At 38.6% G+C, this 18093-nt stretch carries 16 protein-coding genes, 1 pseudogene and 1 other annotated feature; of the genes and pseudogenes, 8 read left to right on the top strand and 9 right to left on the bottom strand.

Annotated features, from left to right (window positions below):
• Positions 1 to 10 precede the first annotated feature (10 nt).
• The 7 genes and pseudogenes from tnpC to MZO21_RS12215 all read right to left on the bottom strand — a co-directional run bounded on the left by tnpC (position 11) and on the right by MZO21_RS12215 (position 9554).
• Positions 11 to 1672 (bottom strand): IS66 family transposase, encoded by a 1662-nt coding sequence (gene tnpC, locus MZO21_RS12245; RefSeq protein ID WP_248102553.1) that lies wholly within the window; start codon positions 1670 to 1672, stop codon positions 11 to 13.
• A gap of 74 nt (positions 1673 to 1746) precedes the next feature.
• Positions 1747 to 2082 (bottom strand): IS66 family insertion sequence element accessory protein TnpB, encoded by a 336-nt coding sequence (tnpB, locus tag MZO21_RS12240; RefSeq protein ID WP_248102556.1) that lies wholly within the window; start codon positions 2080 to 2082, stop codon positions 1747 to 1749.
• On the bottom strand, positions 2079 to 2540 hold the full coding sequence (gene tnpA / locus MZO21_RS12235) for an IS66-like element accessory protein TnpA (RefSeq protein ID WP_131290353.1): 462 nt from the start codon (positions 2538 to 2540) through the stop codon (positions 2079 to 2081). Before tnpA ends, tnpB begins: the two co-directional genes overlap by 4 nt.
• Before the next feature lie 173 nt (positions 2541 to 2713).
• Positions 2714 to 3222, bottom strand: a pseudogene (locus MZO21_RS12230) (transposase); the annotation flags it as partial.
• Positions 2831 to 2947, bottom strand: a sequence feature (AL1L pseudoknot). It overlaps the preceding pseudogene by 117 nt.
• Before the next feature lie 167 nt (positions 3223 to 3389).
• Complete coding sequence (locus MZO21_RS12225; RefSeq protein ID WP_248102559.1) at positions 3390 to 6623, bottom strand: tyrosine-type recombinase/integrase; 3234 nt, start codon at positions 6621 to 6623, stop codon at positions 3390 to 3392.
• Positions 6607 to 8880 (bottom strand): hypothetical protein, encoded by a 2274-nt coding sequence (locus MZO21_RS12220; protein ID WP_248102562.1) that lies wholly within the window; start codon positions 8878 to 8880, stop codon positions 6607 to 6609. The genes MZO21_RS12225 and MZO21_RS12220 overlap by 17 nt, the downstream gene beginning before the upstream one ends.
• The gene (locus MZO21_RS12215; protein WP_180164545.1) at positions 8880 to 9554 is read right to left on the bottom strand and encodes a hypothetical protein; all 675 of its coding nucleotides are present in this window, start codon (positions 9552 to 9554) and stop codon (positions 8880 to 8882) included. The genes MZO21_RS12220 and MZO21_RS12215 overlap by 1 nt, the downstream gene beginning before the upstream one ends.
• Before the next feature lie 211 nt (positions 9555 to 9765).
• Here MZO21_RS12215 and MZO21_RS12210 point away from each other — a divergent pair, with 211 nt between their 5' ends.
• The gene (locus tag MZO21_RS12210; RefSeq protein WP_005094670.1) at positions 9766 to 10029 is read left to right on the top strand and encodes a hypothetical protein; all 264 of its coding nucleotides are present in this window, start codon (positions 9766 to 9768) and stop codon (positions 10027 to 10029) included.
• Between the two features lie 69 nt (positions 10030 to 10098).
• Here the strand turns inward: MZO21_RS12210 and MZO21_RS12205 are convergent, their stop codons facing one another.
• Entirely contained in the window at positions 10099 to 10413 is a 315-nt protein-coding gene (locus MZO21_RS12205) for a hypothetical protein (RefSeq protein WP_248102565.1), read from the bottom strand.
• Positions 10414 to 10512: 99 nt separating this feature from the next.
• On the bottom strand, positions 10513 to 10842 hold the full coding sequence (locus MZO21_RS12200; RefSeq protein ID WP_248102568.1) for a DUF4236 domain-containing protein: 330 nt from the start codon (positions 10840 to 10842) through the stop codon (positions 10513 to 10515).
• 151 nt (positions 10843 to 10993) lie between these two features.
• Between MZO21_RS12200 and MZO21_RS12195 the strand changes: the two genes are divergently transcribed.
• From MZO21_RS12195 to MZO21_RS12165, 7 genes are all read left to right on the top strand, one after another.
• Entirely contained in the window at positions 10994 to 11584 is a 591-nt protein-coding gene (locus tag MZO21_RS12195) for a class I SAM-dependent methyltransferase (RefSeq protein WP_016658949.1), read from the top strand.
• A gap of 2 nt (positions 11585 to 11586) precedes the next feature.
• On the top strand, positions 11587 to 12630 hold the full coding sequence (locus MZO21_RS12190) for an HNH endonuclease (RefSeq protein ID WP_180039811.1): 1044 nt from the start codon (positions 11587 to 11589) through the stop codon (positions 12628 to 12630).
• Between the two features lie 225 nt (positions 12631 to 12855).
• The gene (locus MZO21_RS12185) at positions 12856 to 14424 is read left to right on the top strand and encodes a type I restriction-modification system subunit M (protein WP_248102571.1); all 1569 of its coding nucleotides are present in this window, start codon (positions 12856 to 12858) and stop codon (positions 14422 to 14424) included.
• Entirely contained in the window at positions 14424 to 15602 is a 1179-nt protein-coding gene (locus tag MZO21_RS12180) for a restriction endonuclease subunit S (RefSeq protein ID WP_248102574.1), read from the top strand. Before MZO21_RS12185 ends, MZO21_RS12180 begins: the two co-directional genes overlap by 1 nt.
• A gap of 59 nt (positions 15603 to 15661) precedes the next feature.
• Positions 15662 to 16513, top strand: coding sequence for a hypothetical protein (locus MZO21_RS12175; protein ID WP_248102577.1), 852 nt, complete (start codon positions 15662 to 15664; stop codon positions 16511 to 16513).
• A gap of 36 nt (positions 16514 to 16549) precedes the next feature.
• The gene (locus tag MZO21_RS12170) at positions 16550 to 16918 is read left to right on the top strand and encodes a DUF4431 domain-containing protein (RefSeq protein ID WP_248102580.1); all 369 of its coding nucleotides are present in this window, start codon (positions 16550 to 16552) and stop codon (positions 16916 to 16918) included.
• Between the two features lie 69 nt (positions 16919 to 16987).
• A complete protein-coding gene (locus MZO21_RS12165; protein ID WP_248102583.1) occupies positions 16988 to 18085 on the top strand; it encodes a PD-(D/E)XK nuclease family protein in 1098 nt (365 codons plus the stop codon).
• The last annotated feature ends 8 nt before the right edge of the window (positions 18086 to 18093 follow it).

Raw genomic sequence — 18093 nt, 5'->3', positions numbered from 1 at the left:
TAGCTATTTTTTAATTTGAGTTGGGTTTCCAGCGGTGTGGAAGTAATTCTTCTATTTGGGTCACTTTATGTGTCGGCAGCCTTTTTAGCACATTACTTAAATAGGCATACGGATCAAGCCCATTCAGCTTTGCTGACTGAATCAGCGTCATGATGTTCGCCGCTCGCTGACCACTGCGCAGCGAGCCAGCAAACAGCCAGTTCTTACGCCCCAAGGCCCAGGGACGCATTTGGTTCTCTATCCAATTATTGTCAATGGGTAGATTGCCATCATCCAGATAGCGGCTTAAAGCAGTCCAACGTTTTAGCCTGTAATTGATTGCCTTGGCGGTGGCGGAACTCGATGGCACCGTCAGATGATGTTGGTTGAGCCACTCATACAGTTGTTGCATGACAGGTCGACTATGCTGTTGCCGGTATTCGCAGCGTTGTTGCGCTGTACCATCGGTCTTTTTTCTTAATTCTGCTTCTATCGCATATAATTTCTGAATCAGCACTAATGCCTGTTCAGCGATCTGACTTTTCCCGGTCACATGCAGTTCATGAAATTTACGACGTGCATGTGCCATGCAGCCCACTTCAATGATCTGACCAGATTTAAAGCGTGCTTTATAACCACTGTAATCATCACAGACCAGATAACCCTGCCAGCCTTTCAGGAAGTCTTCAGCATGCTGGCCAGAACGGCTATCCTGAAAGTCATAGATCACCGCCTGAACTGGATTATTCTGTGTGGTGGCATAGGCCCAGACATAACCCTTTTTCGGCTTTTTCTCACCGATCTGCATCACCGTTACTGGCGTTTCATCCGCATGCATCACCTGTTGTTGCAACACTACATGTTTTAAGGCATCTGCCAGGGGTTCAAGTTCAACCCCACAGCGACCAACCCAATCTGACAGAGTGGATCTGGATAAATCAATTCCCGCACGTAGAAAAATCTGGCGTTGACGGTACAAGGGTAAATGATCAGCATATTTCGACACCAGCACATGACTCAGCAATTCTGCACTGGCAATGCCTTTATCAATGACATGGGCAGGCATCGCTTGTTGAGTCAGGATGTCACACTGATCACAGACCCATTTACCACGGATATGTTGTTCCTTATAGAACTGTGCCGGCCTGAAATTCAGTTTTTCACTGATATCTTCGCCGATACGACGCAATGTACAGCCACAGCTGCATTGCGTTGAGGCAGGTTCGTGCTCAATACGGAGGGTTGGCAGGTGATCTGGCAGTGGTCGACGTTTAGGTTTGTTTGCTGTGGCTTTCTGCGCGGATGCATCAGTTTTACCTGCATTTAATCGTTCTAATTCCAGATCAACAGCGGCAATATCTTCTTCGACCGCTTCATCCCACAGATGGATTTGTTTGGCTGTTAAGTGTTCATTCTTCTTGGCGAACTTATGCCGTTTAAACTGCGCAAGTTCATGCTCGTATTTTTGATTGAGAATAGAGAGAGATTTAACTTTAGAATCTAATTGCTGATTGGATACTTCAAGTTGCTGAACTTTGGCATCTAATTGCTGATTGGATACTTCAAGATGCTGAACTTTGGCATCTAATTGTTGTTTATCTTCTGCGAGTTGTTGATGCTGCAGCGCCAACTGTCTGGTGAATTCCAGCAGTTGTTCATGGGTCAGTTGGCTTAAGTCAGGCAGTGTATTCATGACCGCAGTATGCCTGAGGTCATGAATAGAATGAAATAGAACGTTTGGAGGATGGCAGAATGGCCGAGCTTGGTTTAGAGCATAGTCACCACTTGCTGCAATCCAATTCTCTGCCAGGGCAAACCCTGGATTAATGCCTGTAACTGTTCCGGGCTGAGGGCCACGGTTTCACCTTGGTGAACTTGAGCCCAGTGAAATTTTCCCTGTTCCAAACGCCGGGCACAGAGCCAGATGCCCAGTCCATCATGCACCATTACTTTCATGCGATGGCCACGTTTATTACAGAACAGGTAAGCGCAATGCGGTTTGATGTAGCCAAAGGCTCTCAGCACCTGAGCCATGACAGTATCCATCCCTGCACGCATGTCCATGGGTTGGGTAGCAAGCCAAATTTCTTCGATGCGGATCATTGAGTCAAACCCTGGATCAGCAACAGTAATTCAGTTGCAGACTCCACCGGCCATTCGATTTCGATCATCTGATCCCTTACGGAACCTTGTTCCTCATGCAGTGGAATCCTGATATGGGCGGTAGCTTTCTTCTCCGGCACAGGTGGTGGAGGTGTTTCTTGTTTAGTTGCGTCAGGTGGCAGAGGTGCTTCTTGTCTGACTGGAGTCGGGTGAAGAATGACGGGAAGAAAGTCGGTCTGTGGACTGGGTGGGCTTTTTAGTGCCGGGACCATTGATCTGGACTGGCGAATCCATTTATGTAGCAGATTGGCATTGACCTGATGTTGCATTGCCACCTTGGCCACCGATGTGTCTGGCTGCAGGCAAAGCTCGACCAGGTGCTGTTTAAAATCAGTTGCGAAGATTCTGCGGGTTCTTTCTGTCGTTTGTTCAGTGTCTATAAAAGTGTCTAAGGCCATAAACATAATGTCCATTTAATAAATAATGGACACTATCGGGATATTGAGAAAATAAGAAAAGTGGGGTTCAGCGGACGCTTACTTTAAATCCATAGATAGGTGTCCACTTAAATTTTAGTGGACACTATCGCGGTATTAATGAGTTAGAAAAAGTGGGGATCAGCGGACGCTTACCCTAAACTTTCCTTCCAAATTCGTTTAATTTGTTCAGCATGATGCTCATCATGTAGATCTCGTTTCGCTCGATGTTCTGGATTGTCAGCGAGATCTAAAGTTCGGTAATAGGTTGAAGCTGCGATCGGTAAAATCCTACAAATCGCATCAACACCATATAAGTCTTTATTGTTATGGATGAAATCCACCATTATTTGTGTGGGCGGTCGAGCTCCGCCTGGGCGAAAAAAGCGGCTGCTTTACGTAGAATTTCATTGGCACGCTTTAATTCTTTAATTTCACGTTCCATTTGCTTCATTTTTTCTTGATCAGATATCTGTTGTACTTTAATAGGATTTTGCTGATCTAAATGCTTTTGATGCCAGGCACGAAGTGTTTCAGGAGTACAACCAATCTTAGGCGCAATTGCTGTGATTGCAGCCCAAGTAGAAGGATAATCTTTTTCAGATTCAATTAGTAATTGAACCGCTCTTTCTCTAATTTCGGGGGTATAGGTTGGTTTTTTCATCGGAATAGTCTCTCAGAATATTGAGTCTCCGACAAACCCGGTACGGTTCAATACGAAAGTCACGATTACGGAAAATCGATAGGTAGTAACAAGACACCACGAGTAAAACGTTTAATAGTAACTTCGTTGCCATTAAAGTGAAATGCTTTAGGCAATCTAACGGTGATTTAATCAGTTTTAAAAAGTTCCTCTTGGTGTAATACAGCCATAGGCTTATGTAGGGTAGCAGGAGATATGTCATCTAAGTCATTAAGCTGAACAGATCGTGGGCGACCAATACATGCTATATGTAAGCAAAACTTAAATGCCGCAAGAGCATGACCATCTTTTACTGAATAGAGTTGCAGACGAGGAAACTCCTCTAGAGTCGATGGATGTTTATCTGTTGATGCTTTTGCTAATTTGAAAAGTTGAGGCTGTTGTTTAGCATCTAACTTTGTTTGCAAATCTTGTCCAAGTAAGTGCCAAAATTTGGCAGGAAATAAAGCCTTAACCTGGGAATAAAAATGTTCGAGTTGATTGATATCCTTCCAGCGATAATGGATACCTGTGTGTGATGCGGTCACTCGACTCAAAAATACATTCAAAATGAATTCAATTTGTATTGGATTTTTGCGAGTTATTTTCTGTAGATGTTCAAAAAAATAAGTCACAGCGTGAAGCTCTTCAGCGGTATCAAGCATCGCTGGCTTTAAAAGGGTTGAGCTATCAATACTAAATAAACGAGGATTCCCTTTTTTTGATTTAATGTCTGCTAAATTTAGGGCATTTTCATACCAATAATTTACGAGCTCTTCTGGTAAGCATATACGTTGAGCTGCACTTTTAGGATCGTGAGTAGTCTCTAATAAGTTGAGTGTTTCATAAAAGCGTTGAAGTGAAATTTTAGAATCTTCTGTGCCGGCGAAGAAAGCAAAAAAGTCATGGGGTTGATTTGTTTGTACTGACAGTTCGTTAAGAATGTCAGTAGCATTACTTTGGAGCCAGTTTGTTTGATCGTTCAATAACATAGTTGCTAGAACTGCCTGGTTTTTTTCAAAATTAAAGTCTTTTTCATCATTTGTTATTTTCAAATTTTTAAACGTTGCATTGTGGCCCATGATTTTTTTAGCCAGTTCATTAGGCATATCTGGATGATGTTTTAGTAGTTTTTGACCAGCTATTAGATAACTTAAATGAATATAGCTTTTGAAAGTTTCAACTGGCTCTATATGTCCTAAGAGATGTGCAATAACAAACCAATGGTTTTGTCCATGTTGATTCTGAAGTAGCTCAGCTCGAATTTTTTGATATTCGTCTTCGCTATAGTCAGTCAGCTTTTGCACAAGTGGTGCATATTCGCAGTTGAGTAACAGTGATAAGTGATTCGCTGTAGTGTGACGAAAAGAGTGAAATGAATAATGATGCTCTTTAAAGACCTGATTCAATATCAGTTTTAGGGGCACGGTGACAGTGTGTTTATTCAGTTTTTCATTTTCATTCAAGTTGCTGAATAAATATAAACTTTTCTTATTCTCTAAACGTTTTTCAACAACAAAATCGCTAAAAAATTGGTACTCATCATCTTTAAGCAAAGCGTAGGCAGGCACAATCCGTTCCGCACTATCAGTTTTGAGCAGATGTTGATTCCCTTGTTTTTTTGAACCATAAGGTTGAACCCAGATAGAAAATTGATTTAAACCCTCGATATCTTTTACACGTAACCCGAGTATTTCGTTAATACGCATACCAGTACGGTAAGCCAAAATATAAATGATTTTTAATAATTTATAGTGATGGTCTGAGATGGATTGGTCATGTAAGAGCTGATTTAACTTCTTTAATATGACCTGGAAGGCTGTATGACCTATGATGCGTGCCCGTGGTCGACTTTGCGATGCAATAAATTCAAGTTCAAAATCTTCTGCTTGAAAAACAATTTGTTGAAAGGTGTGAAAGCGTTTCAACATGCGGATTGTTTGGTCTTTAGATTTTTTAAACTCAGGTCGATCTGCTTCATCAGCAAGTCGTGTATTACTAATGATTTGTTGATAGATTTTGTTCAGCAGATCATTAATGTCATCGTCGGCATCGAAGTATTGTAAGGCATGAGTTAAAAACGGTTCTGCGATCCGGGTGTAATATGTATAGATTGAACTATCTGCGAGTTTTTGATTGTCTTGAAATGCCTTCGTGTACTGAGTTGTATCAAAATCAAAGGTGGCTGATAATTTTTTTATTTGCGCTGAACTTGGTCGATAGAGACTGATGAGCCACAAAATAATACGTTTAGAAAACTCATTAAACTGCTCTTGGTGACGCAGGCAAAAATCAATAATGAGTTCAGCAATAGGTTGTTCCGTTGATGATGTGCGAATTATTTTCAGCAAGTTTTTATGAATAAATATCACATTCTCTACCGCTTCAGACGTATTGAGATCTGGTAGGACTTTGGCTGTAGAAGAGACATTTCGTTCGATTTCATCACTTAATTGAGTTTTAAATTTTGGGAATGCAAAGTTTTCAAACTCATGTTCTGATAAACCACACGTGAGTGTATTTTCTAACAAACATTGTGAGAGGGCAGGATCAACATCTGCATTCTGCAGTTGTAGCCAATTAAAATTGGCGTAGTCACGTAAAAACTTAAAAGTCTTGTTGGTGTATGGATGTTTTATTTTTTGAAAAATGAGGTGCAGATACGCATTCACGTCTAGACTGATGTCACGAATTTGTCTTGTATTGAAGTGAATGAGCCAGAGTCGTGTGAGTTGATCTGGAACAAAATTACGCGATTTTCGTATTGTTTTTTCATCAACAAATAGATCGCCATAGCTTGGAGAAAGTGGCTCTAAAAAGATGATATTAAAATCGAAAATTTTTTGGATTTTTTCAGGGTTTTTTAAATGTTCAAGCAAAGCATTTAATGAAGCTGTTTGATTTAATCCACCGTATAACATTGAGCAAAGTAGAATATTCCCGATAATTTCATCATCAGAAAAAGCGGAACTATCTTGAGCAAGAATCCAGTAATCCCACAGTTTTTCGAGGATGATGTCAATTTCATGACCGGCTTGGATCCAATCTAGGGTGAAAATTGGTTCATCGCGTTTCATCTCAAAGGTGAGATAAGGTAGTGGGAGGTCTAGGCTATTGCTTTTATTAAGGTCTTTGATATATGTTCGGAAGAATTCATGAGCATATTTTTTCCAGGCAAGATTCGGTGCTTTACGTTTAATAAACTCATAAATTGCAGGATAAGCTTGAATTAAGTCTTCATTTGAGAATTTTTGCTCATCAAAGTACTGTCGGAGCTCTTGTTCTGCATTAGCTCGTAGGTTCTTTTCTAATTTATTACGTTGAAGTTGACGTCTATCTTCAGCATAGCGTTTTTTTGGGATTTTTTTATTGAATGATGACATGAACTTCAATCCCGCTAATTTTAAATTGATCTTTCATTTGCTCTAAAACATTCGCAATTTTAGAAAATTGAGATAGTGATAAACTGGAAAAAGGATGTGCTGCTTCTTGTTGCATGAGCTCATGTCCAAAGAGAGCTAAAATCTCAGGTTCAGTAATTTTATGAGTCAAAAATGCACGAGCTGTATGGCGATGCCAATTTGCATGATCAAGTCCTAATTCAGGATGGAAATCTTTGACTGTAGAAGGACTTAGTGGTTTCCACTCATCATCTTGGATGATTCCCAAAAAGGGCAGCTTACTTGCTTCTATTTGTTGTATAACATCACTTAAAGCTGGATGACTCATCATGATTTGAGTCGAAAAATATTCTAAAAATTTAAGGAATTTTTTTATCTCTTCAACTAAAAATGAACAAAGTGGGATTAGACGTCCGAATCCATTGCGGCCGCCTACTTCTTTGTCAGAAACCATCAAAATTTGGCGTTTTAAATTAAAGTTTTTAAGAAATCCAGGGAATTCAGCAACGGGGCGTGCTGCTGTAAAAAGAAGGAGGATATGCCATAGCCAGATGTTGTAATGATTAAAGATTGAAATTAGGTCATCTTCGGCTTGTGAAAAAATATTAAATTTCAATACAGCAAAAATCTCTGTAATTACCTGTGGTTTTGGAGCTTTACGACTACCAAAATGAGTTATGGAATCAGAGAGCAAAGGTACACAGCTTTCATATGTGCTTGCTACATCTGCACAAAGTGATTTTAGAATATCAATATATTGTGCATGTAATCGTGGGATATTCTGATGACAATAAGAAACAGATGATGACTGATTGGCATCAATCCCTGTGATTAAATCTGCGAGTTGTTTATTCCCTATTTTTGCAAGAACCGTATGATGCAGTAGAGAACTCACCTTTACGACAGACAGTTTTGGAATTAATAATTCTTGTCTTAATTTGCGTAAATATTGCTGTATATCATCGAAACTAACCGAATCCATCTCACGTAGATCCGTAATAAATATATTGGGTATTGGAATGTCTAAATAGATGGTCTGGTTGAGCAGGCTATCTGAGTACTCAAAATCTCGGTTCTCAAATACATTAAATTTACTGCTTAAGAAAAATTGATCATTTTTATTAATCAATTTTTGGCGGTTATTGAAGTTTTTAGCTCGCTTGCTTTGTATATATAGCCACTCATTCACACTGTTGCCTGTTAAAAATGCGAGCAGCAGGATCAAGGCACTTTTGCTTTGATGTTCAGAGTAGTCCACATGAAGTCTTTTCAGTAGATGATTCACGCTAGATGGATTCGGGAAAAAACTACTCGACGTGAATAAATGTTCTTTGCGTTGAATATGTTTTGCAACAAGCGGTAGAACATAGCTTTGACTTGTTTCTGAATGTGCTGCGAGTGGTGTAACGCGAATTGGATCAACAACTATCTGTCGATCAACTGGTTCATCAATTAATGTTTCTATATTCAGTGCTTTAGATTTAGCCCCTTTTTTGATTTCGATACTTTCTTCAATGAATTGTTCTTCATCAAGAAACTGATGTTGAAGCTGTGTATCGATACTGGCACGTGCAATCTTCGCTTTGTTTTTTAAAACATAGTTAAAAGTAATGCGAATATCATTGAGTAGATTGCGATCAAACTCAGGCAATTCATCCGTATCTAATGTGATCAGATGTTGAATAAATTGCTCTAAGCTCAGCGTTAGATCTTTAAGATAGACATTCCAGAGGCGTTTATATTCTTCTGTATTATGATATTTTTTTTCAGTATCTAAATTTTTATTTGCAGTCCTAAAGCGCTGGAATAAGCGCTTTACGGTATTGAAGTGTTCTGTGTGTGCTTGTTTAAAAAGCTCTGGTTTAAGCTCAGGAAGAGCAATTAAATAAATTGCCGCTTTTAAAACTAAAATATTCCAATGCTGCGCATGAGTTTGTGATTCAGATAGTTGCGCAATTGAATTGATATATGACGTGATTGGCAGATTGCTGATCTTAACTTTTTTAGAAAAAGAGATTACCGACGGCTTTGGTAAATCTGACTGAAATTTTATATCGGCGTTAAAGTAATCGAGATTGAGACCATCTAAAAAGTTGTCAGTCTGTTGAGAAGATAATAATTTAATTATAAAGTTAATATGTTGTGCACGTTCAAATTGCTCATCATTGAACAGTTTTTCAATCGTTTTTTGTAGTGAAATAACGGGTAAATCAATATGCTCGTTTAGTTCGTTAAACATCAAGATCTCCAAATTTTTTCTGCAGTTATGCAACTATCAGAGCAATCGATTAGTTCTTTTGCACACCTGCTGTGTTGTGATAATTCAGTAAAAATTTGTGTACGTTCTTGCTTGATATTTTTTATACGTTGATTGAGTTGATTACGAGAACATGAAAGTAATTGTGCGAGTAGTTCTAGACTCATTTGATGATGAGGTTTGAACGAAGTCTTTTTATTAAGTGTTAATAACGTTTGACGCGAAAGATGAGTGTTAATCAAATGTAAAGTTTTTCTTGGATTTAACGACTTGATGTCAAGTTTTACAGTTTTGATAAATTGAATAAATTCACGACTGCATAACTCCTTAAGAAATACTAATTCATCATCTGAAAAAGTAGGTTGTTGATGGATAATTAAAGTGATTTCTTTAACATCTTGTTTTACATAGCTTAGATATAAGTGGATATTATTAAAGATGGTATAGCCATCAATTTTTTCGCTTTTCCATACATGGAGCTCTTTTATGCGATTAGAAATATCTAAATCTACAGCAAGTTTTTGAAATATATTTAAGTAGCAAAGATGTAAACCATAAGCATTTGGATCAATCATAATTTTGATTTTTTGAAAATTTTTTACAGCTTTTATCTGTGTTTTTGGAAACTTTAAAAGTAGTTCAGATGTCAAATCCATAAACGGCATTGAGTAAAAACAATACAGTAATATTCATCTATTTTTTAATAGAGGAGCAATGGCTGAATATGCCGTATATTGTGTTGTAAAATTATAAAAACCCTATATATAGTATTTTTGATCTTTTTTTAATGGTAATTAAAACCAAACAGGAATCAATTTTTGATAAGTATGTAGATAAATTCAACTTGATTGATATCGGGAGCCGTATATGGAAATTAAACAACTGAAACAGGTAGAAGTTGTTACAGATGTTGTATGTGATGTATGCAACCAATCAACGAAATTGGAATTTGGAACTTTATCTGCGCATTGGGGCTATGGTTCTAAGCATGATGGGGAAAGATATGAATTGCAGTTATGTGAGAAATGTTTTTTTTATGCACTTGCGACATTAAAAAAAGAGCGAGCAGATGAGTTTATGTTTGATGAAAATTTTGACCCTTCAACACTAGATGGGTTTGGGTTGAAGTGAACCTATCATCGCGACAGGTTCTAAGAATCCAAAAAATACTGACTCAGATCCAAGCCAGCAACTTCATTTTTAATGGCGAGTAAGTGATTCAGGAAAAATATTTTTCTTTGCTTCGAGGTCACTGAGTTCGGAAAAGGCCTTAATACCGCCTGCGGCTTTAATTCCATCTAAAGCGACAGATAGAGCTTCCTGATCTGATGGGAATGTTTCATCCCATACCGTAGAAGTACCATTTTGGTTTACCACTTCCAGTGTCCAGTCACTATCAGGTAATCGATAAATTAGAACTTCAATTTGCTCATTATCCTCTTGTAAAATTTGAGACAAGGGAGAATCGATTAAATCATTTTCATCATAATCCAGAGTACTGTCATTATCAGACATCAGCGGCAGCCTTTATTGTATTTAACATCCGTCCATAGTAATGAATGAATTAAATTTTGCCTAGCAGGGGATATTATAGGATACAAAGAATGGCTAAATTCAAAAAATAATTGCCCCGACAATAAAACAAAATAATCCAAAAATTACCCAAATCCAGACATTCGATTTGGGTTGCTCAGTATGTGATGTATAGAACGGTTGTTGTTCCTGAACAGGATTCTCTTGGTTGCCAGCTCTGTTCTTATAGGGCTGGTGTTTTGAATAGGATAGGCCTGTGCCAGGAATACCAACGCTGGTTCGGGTGCCTTTTTTGCCAATATTTAAGGAAGCACCAGGTTTGCCAATGCTTGCACTGCTTATACCTTTGTGTGTCAGATTAATTTTTAATCCAGGTAGCAGTTTAATACTCTTGCGAAATCTGAAGCCCATATTTTTTCCATTTACAAGAACCAGTTTGGTTTCTATCTCAGTTGTCCGGATACAGTGAAATAAGAGTTTGATTCATTCATAGGACTGATCATTTGACTTATCTAGTGAAAAATCAGTATGTTCTTTAACATAAGATATTGGCTTTTAGACAATGAATCAAACATCAAATTATTACAATCAACATGCTCAAGCATTTTTTGAAAATACCTATCAGGTTGAAATGGAAAGTCTTTACGCACCATTTCTAAGATATTTGCCGGAACAGGCATTGATCCTGGATTTGGGCTGTGGCTCGGGGCGGGACACTTTGGCATTTAAGAAAAAAGGCTATCAAGTTGAGGCAATTGATTATTCTGCCGAGCTGGTTAAAAAGGCCAGGGAGCTGACCAATATTGAAGTACGTCAGCAAAGTTTTTATGACCTAGCTGAGAATAATAAATACGATGGTATTTGGGCTTGTGCATCTCTTTTACATTGTGAAAGAGATCGCCTAACTGAAGTGCTGGGGCTTATATTCAAAGCATTAAAGCTAAATGGTGTGTGTTACATGTCTTTTAAGTATGGCAATACAGACCGTGAGATAGAGGGGCGTAGCTTTACTGACTTGAATGAACAGCAAGCTCATGACTTACTTAAGCAGATCGATCAGGCTTTACTGTTACAACAATGGATTACTGTAGATAAACGTCCAGAGCGTACAGAAGAGTGGATGAATATTCTGATTAGAAAAGTGCAGGCTTAGATATGTTATTCAGTATAGCCGAAATACCAACCCCTCAAGAACAGTTGAAATTCTTAAAGCATATTCAGCAGATATTGCAGTCAGGGACTTTTACTTCGACATATAAGTTTGCTTTGCTGATAAGTATCACGCGTCTGGCGATTGAACAGGGTCAAGATACCGGTGCTGCCTTGCATTTAGAATATCAGGATATTGCTGAAAAGTTTATTGACTTATACTGGAAACAGTCACTGCCGTTTCAGTTTAACCAGTATGAGCCTTTTACTATTCATCAAAGCACTGGTAAGCAGGCAAAGATCATCAGTGAAATCCAGAAAGCACAGCAACAATTCAAGACCTTGGCCGCGTTGAGAAAGGATGTACTTTACTGGAACAGGTTGAAGCGAGCAGTTGCAACAACGGTAAAGCAAATGCCGGTGGTGTATTTGCAGAATTTGAATGGTCAAACCATAGAGTTTCTCTATAGTCTTGAAGATTCCAAGCAGTCCCTCAAGCTGTTGCCCAAGGTGATGTATTGCTTAAGACAATTTAGTGAAATCATTGAAGAGTTGTGCCAGAAGCGCTGGATTGATTTTGTTCGGCTAAACAAGCAGAACCTAGTGGTACTGGATGGTTTGCCTGATCTAGATGAATTCATGTTTGCCCCAAGTCGCAATCAACTGGGGAAGGTCGCGGACTTCTTAATTGACGTACAGCAATGCCAGTGTTTTTACTGTGGCAAAAGCCTAAAAAATTCAAAATATGCCGTGGATCATTTTATTCCATGGTCATTATATCCTGCCGATACCGGACATAATTTTGTCCTGGCGGATGAAAAGTGCAACTCACAAAAAAGTAATTATTTGGCGTCAGAACAATTTCTGCAACAGTGGCAGGAGCGGAACTATCTACATGATCAATCTATTGTTCGGGAAATTTCTCAATTAGGTTTTCTAACCGATCTGCAACGTTCGCATCGGGTTGCTGACTGGGCGTATAAGCAGGCAATAGAGAATGAATATTTAGTCTGGCTAGGTGGAAAAGATAAACATATATTAGGTGTTTAGTCCCATATCTGGAGTACTTTAATGTCTTTATTTTTCTGTAGTGAAGATTACTGGAGTAGGCTGCTATATAGTTTAGATTATGTCTCTATCTAGCGCCTGAATTGACAGATTACATCGCTTGACCACGACAATTCATGTCCTTGTCCACCTTTTTACTGCTGCATAATTTAGAATTTTAGGTAAAATCATTTTATTAATGATTTACTTATTTGGACTCCTATAACAATGACCCACGTACAACTGCAACAATTACAAAAACAACTTTGGAATATTGCCAATACTTTGCGTGGCACCATGGGCGCCGATGAATTCCGTGATTACATACTGGGCTTTATTTTCTTTAAATATTTATCAGAAAAATCGGTGAACTTTGCCAATGAATTACTGGATGGCGAAGAGGTCAGCTTTCTTGAGCTGGATGAAAACAATCCTGAGCATGTGCCTTATATCGAAGAAATTAAAAAGAATGCCATTGCCGAAGTGGGTTATGCACTGACACCCAAGCAGCTGTTCCATACGCTGGCTGAGCGTGGCCGTCAGGGCGAATTCATTTTGGATGATTTAACTGCGACCTTAAAATCAATTGAACAAAGCACTTTAGGCACCGACTCTGCCGATGACTTTGCCAACCTGTTTGAAGATTTGGATCTAAACTCGACCAAGCTTGGCAATAATGCCAGTGACCGTAATGCACTGGTGGCGAAAGTCCTGAGTCATTTAGATGACATTGATTTTGATATTAGCAATACCGAATCAGATGTATTAGGTGATGCTTATGAATACCTGATTGGTGAGTTTGCATCAGGTGCAGGTAAAAAAGCAGGGGAATTCTATACCCCACAATCCGTATCGACTTTATTGGCGAAAATCGTCACGCAGGGCAAAGACCGTTTGCGTTCTGTGTATGATCCGACGTGTGGTTCGGGTTCGTTATTGCTACGGGTAAAACGTGAAGTGAAAGATGTCGATATGATTTACGGTCAGGAGATGAACCGTACCACCTACAACTTGGCACGCATGAACATGATTCTGCATGATGTGCATTTTGCCAAGTTCGACATCAAGCAGGAAAATACTTTAACCCGTCCGCAGCATTTAGATAAAAAGTTTGATGCGGTGGTGGCGAATCCGCCATTCTCTGCCAACTGGTCAGCCGATCCGTTATTTTTACAAGATGAACGCTTTGCTGCGTATGGCAAACTGGCGCCAAGTTCTAAAGCCGATATGGCTTTTGTACAGCACATGCTGTATCAACTCGATGACAATGGCACGATGGCGGTGGTGTTACCGCATGGCGTATTGTTCCGTGGTTCGAGTGAGGGCGTGATTCGTCAGTATTTGATTGAACAGATGAACGTGGTGGATGTCATTATTGGTCTACCCGCCAATATTTTCTATGGCACGTCTATTCCGACCTGTATTTTGGTATTGAAGAAAAACCGTGAGCAGAGCGGCAATATTCTGTTTATTGATGCCAGCAATGATTTTGAAAAGCAGAAGAACCAAAACAAGTTATTGCCTGAGCATTTGGATAAGATTGTTGCGGCATTTGAAAAGCGTGAAAATATTGAAAAGTATGCGCATGTCGCGACTTTGCAAGAAGTGAAAGATAACGATTACAACCTGAATATTCCACGTTATGTGGATACCTTTGAAGCGGAAGCCGAGATTGATTTAGATGCGATTGCAAAGCAGCTTCAAGCTTTGGAACAAGACAGCCAAAAAACTGATGCTGTGATTGCAGATTTTTGTAATGAGCTAGGCATTGTTTCACCGTTTGCGGAGGTGAAGTAATGGCTACGCCAAAGTTACGTTTTAAAGAGTTTGATGGGGATTGGATCAATACTAAAGTTAAGGAGTTAGGTGAGTTTAGCAGTGGAGGAACTCCTTCAAAAGATATTCATGATTATTGGAATGGGAACATTCCTTGGATATCTAGTTCTGATTTAAATGAAGAGAGTATCTTCGATATACGTATAAATCGCTTTATTTCAGAAGATGCTATAAAAAATAGTGCTACAAAAAAGATACCTAAGAATAGTATTTTATTAGTATCTCGTGTTGGTGTTGGAAAAGTTGCTCTTACAAACCAAGAATTATGTACAAGTCAAGATTTTACAGCTCTCACACCTAAAAAAGATTATGCTCTTTTTATTGCATATTTAATGAAAAATGTCACCCCAAGATTGTTAGATTTAAATCAAGGGACGTCTATTAAAGGATTTGTTAGAGAAGATCTAATATCTTTACCTATTAGCCTTCCATCCAAAGAAGAACAAACCAAAATCGCCTCTTTTCTTTCTGCCGTGGATGAAAAGATTAGCCAACTCACGCAAAAACATGCGCTGCTGAGCCAATATAAACAGGGCATGATGCAAAAGCTGTTTAGTCAGCAGATTCGTTTTAAAACGGATGATGGTAGTGAATTTGGGGAGTGGGATATAAATATAATTCGTGATGTTTTCACAAATAAATCTAAAAATTTTAATCCTCAGAACGAGGGAAATTTACCCTGTATTGAATTAGAGCATTTATCTCAAAATACTGGGAAAATATTAGGTACTATTGAAAGTTGTGAACAGCAAAGTACAAAAAATTTGTTTGAAAAGAACAGTGTTTTGTTTGGGAAGCTACGACCATATTTAAGAAAATTTGCTAAACCTAAATTTAAAGGTGTGTGCTCAAGTGAAATCTGGGTTTTGACTGGAATCAAAGTTTCAAATGATTATTTATTTCAGTATATCCAAAGTGAACAATTCTCGGAGTTAACAAATATTCAATCAGGTTCAAAAATGCCACGGGCTGATTGGGGTGTTATATCTGAGGCTGAAATTGAATACCCTTGCCTAGCAGAACAAACCAAAATCTCTAATTTCTTGTCTGCTATCGACCAAAAAATTGAAGTCGTGGCACAGCAAATTGAGCAAGCGAAAACTTGGAAAAAAGGCTTGTTGCAGCAGATGTTTGTGTAGATTTTTTATGACCAGATTTCGGGAGAGATTTGGTTTTTTATATTTTATAGGGGGTAGAAATGAAAAAATTATTACTCAGTCTGGCTTTAAGCAGCAGCGCTTTGTTTGCTGCACCAATGGCTACAGCTAATCCACAATTTTCAACGCTGCAAATGGCACAAGTACAACTGGATAACCTGAGCTTTAAGAACATCATGCGCCAGTTTTATAGCGGTCAGATGAGCCGTGGCTATGTCGATGACGAAGAGTTGAGCAAAATGCCGCATGTTACCTTGGGACAGGCGGATGAAGATGAAAATACAACTGTCGCGCTCATGCACCCAGTGATTGAATATAAAAATAATGCCAAGGAATCCCGTTATCTGGTCATGATTGAAAAGATACAGGTCGGTAGTGAAGGTAATGTGGTGTCGTGCCATGCCTGTACAGGAACAGCGGACTTGTTTAGTTTTAAAAAACTGAACAATGGTCAGTATCAACTGGTCAGCCGAAGTGCCAAAGATGCCGAATTTTCTGGTAGCTGGGGACGTGTGGGGCTTGATCTGGAAGAAATTGCTAAAAACTTAAAGCCTTTGGGCAAGAACCTGGTCGGCAGTATCTTCCAAAACGGGTACACCAGCACAGGAACGACAGAACTGTGGTGGGAAGCGTTGCACCTCCCTGAAAATGACTATATCAATAGTTATGGTGTAGCGGATGCTGGAGCTGATAACGGGGGCAGTTATGAAGAAGATTCGCCCCTATATTATAGCTATGACAGTCGTTTGGACGTGATCAATAATGGCGCTGCATATTTTCCCCTAAAAGTGACTTATCAGGGAGAAAAACCAACTGAGGATTATGAGCAAATCCGTAAAGTCAATTACTCAAAATTGTTCCACTTTAATGCAATAAAGAAAGAATATCAGTAATTCAAATAGTTAAAAATTGAAAAGAGATAGGGGAATATGAAAAAACTTTTAATTGCTGTGCTTGCCTTAATGCCTATATTAAGCCAAGCACAAACATTTTATTATGATCAACCAGCAACATTAACAGGAAAATTACTGAGAATTAAAAGCTTACATCCTAATCAAGAAGCTTTTGGCGGTAATCAAATTGCATTAGCTTTAGACCGGCAAGTCAATGTCGATGGTGAAGAAGGTTTAGTCAAAACTAAACTTATTCAATTGGTGGATAATGACCCACGTTATTCTTCACTATTTAAGAAAGAAGGGAAGTCGGTGCAAATTAAATGTAGTGAATTATTTAGATCACATACTGCCCATCACACGACTAAAGTGCTTTGTGTTGTTAAGTCTGTGGATTATAAATAATGGAATTACTGATTATAGTTCCTAACATGGGAAAAGCTTGTTACATCAGATGTTTGTATAGGGGGCATAATGAATTTAGCAACTTCACCTTTTGAACATTTCACACAACTTTTAGATTCTGCAAAAAAGTTTAAAGCGATTCCGCGAGAAAAAACTTTTTTCGATACTGCGATTCGTAGCCATTACGAAAATCCCACCACTGAATTGCTTGAATTTTTCTTAAACCCTCAAGAATCCCATGAGTTGGGAGAGGTGTTCTGGAAAGGCTTTAGTGATGTTGTTGTAGGAATGAGCGCCCTAGAGAATTCTAGTTTAGGTCAAGTGGAAAACTTGGAGCGAGAATGCGTTACACATAACAGCAATCGTATCGACCTAATGATTGATACCGATACGCATCTCATTTTACTGGAAGCTAAAATTTATCATCATCAAAACAATCCATTTGATGACTATGTGAAATATGCTCAAACACGCTCAAAAGGCAAAGCTATCCTTGGCTTGATACTCAGCATCTCTGGTAAAAGTGAAGCCCAAAATTGGCTCGGTATTTCCTACCAAGAATTGGTGAATGCTGTCAGACCTTACCTTGCAGAACAAATGATGACGAATCCCATGAATAAATGGAATTTGTTTGCACGTGAGTTTTTGCTGCATCTTGAAAGTTATTATCGTACCCAGAAACTAGATATGAACCGTATCCAATTTATTTTTGATCATTATCAAGAAATACAAGAGTTACAAAAGTTGAAAACTAATACTATTCAAGAAGTTGTCGATAGTATCAGTCAGCTTCTTAATCAATCCATTGATGGTTATATCTCTAGAAACAAATATGAATCATGGGGAGGGATTCGTTTTTATAACGATGCGTGGAATAACCTGACAAATAACACTTTATACATTTATGAAAATCAAGGCGAGACAATCTTTGGGGTGAATACTTATATTTTGAATTTACCAGAAGCATTAGAGGAGCAAGCATTTTCTATTTTGAAATGCAACGATGATTCACGCTACCTCAACTGGAAAATTGAAAAATATAAAGGTGGTGCTGAACGCTGGTTATGTATCTATTGGCGAGCACCTGAAAATAATTTTGAAGCGATTCGAGATTTGATTTTGGAGAAAGCAAGTTTGTTAGATGTGCTTGAAAAAACTTTAAGATAAATCAGTAT

The organism is Acinetobacter portensis (assembly GCF_023158935.1).
GTDB lineage: Bacteria > Pseudomonadota > Gammaproteobacteria > Pseudomonadales > Moraxellaceae > Acinetobacter > Acinetobacter faecalis.
The sequence above is the reverse complement of the archived record's forward strand: the minus strand, read 5'-3'. Positions and strand labels throughout refer to the sequence as shown.

Excerpts from the sequence above, each read along its gene's own strand:
- tnpC (WP_248102553.1), bottom strand. The coding sequence starts at position 1,672 with ATGAATACACTGCCTGACTTAAGCCAACTGACCCATGAACAACTGCTG.
- tnpB (WP_248102556.1), bottom strand. The coding sequence starts at position 2,082 with ATGATCCGCATCGAAGAAATTTGGCTTGCTACCCAACCCATGGACATG.
- tnpA (WP_131290353.1), bottom strand. The coding sequence starts at position 2,540 with ATGGCCTTAGACACTTTTATAGACACTGAACAAACGACAGAAAGAACC.
- MZO21_RS12225 (WP_248102559.1), bottom strand. The coding sequence starts at position 6,623 with ATGTCATCATTCAATAAAAAAATCCCAAAAAAACGCTATGCTGAAGAT.
- MZO21_RS12220 (WP_248102562.1), bottom strand. The coding sequence starts at position 8,880 with ATGTTTAACGAACTAAACGAGCATATTGATTTACCCGTTATTTCACTA.
- MZO21_RS12215 (WP_180164545.1), bottom strand. The coding sequence starts at position 9,554 with ATGGATTTGACATCTGAACTACTTTTAAAGTTTCCAAAAACACAGATA.
- MZO21_RS12210 (WP_005094670.1), top strand. The coding sequence starts at position 9,766 with ATGGAAATTAAACAACTGAAACAGGTAGAAGTTGTTACAGATGTTGTA.
- MZO21_RS12205 (WP_248102565.1), bottom strand. The coding sequence starts at position 10,413 with ATGTCTGATAATGACAGTACTCTGGATTATGATGAAAATGATTTAATC.
- MZO21_RS12200 (WP_248102568.1), bottom strand. The coding sequence starts at position 10,842 with ATGGGCTTCAGATTTCGCAAGAGTATTAAACTGCTACCTGGATTAAAA.
- MZO21_RS12195 (WP_016658949.1), top strand. The coding sequence starts at position 10,994 with ATGAATCAAACATCAAATTATTACAATCAACATGCTCAAGCATTTTTT.
- MZO21_RS12190 (WP_180039811.1), top strand. The coding sequence starts at position 11,587 with ATGTTATTCAGTATAGCCGAAATACCAACCCCTCAAGAACAGTTGAAA.
- MZO21_RS12185 (WP_248102571.1), top strand. The coding sequence starts at position 12,856 with ATGACCCACGTACAACTGCAACAATTACAAAAACAACTTTGGAATATT.
- MZO21_RS12180 (WP_248102574.1), top strand. The coding sequence starts at position 14,424 with ATGGCTACGCCAAAGTTACGTTTTAAAGAGTTTGATGGGGATTGGATC.
- MZO21_RS12175 (WP_248102577.1), top strand. The coding sequence starts at position 15,662 with ATGAAAAAATTATTACTCAGTCTGGCTTTAAGCAGCAGCGCTTTGTTT.
- MZO21_RS12170 (WP_248102580.1), top strand. The coding sequence starts at position 16,550 with ATGAAAAAACTTTTAATTGCTGTGCTTGCCTTAATGCCTATATTAAGC.
- MZO21_RS12165 (WP_248102583.1), top strand. The coding sequence starts at position 16,988 with ATGAATTTAGCAACTTCACCTTTTGAACATTTCACACAACTTTTAGAT.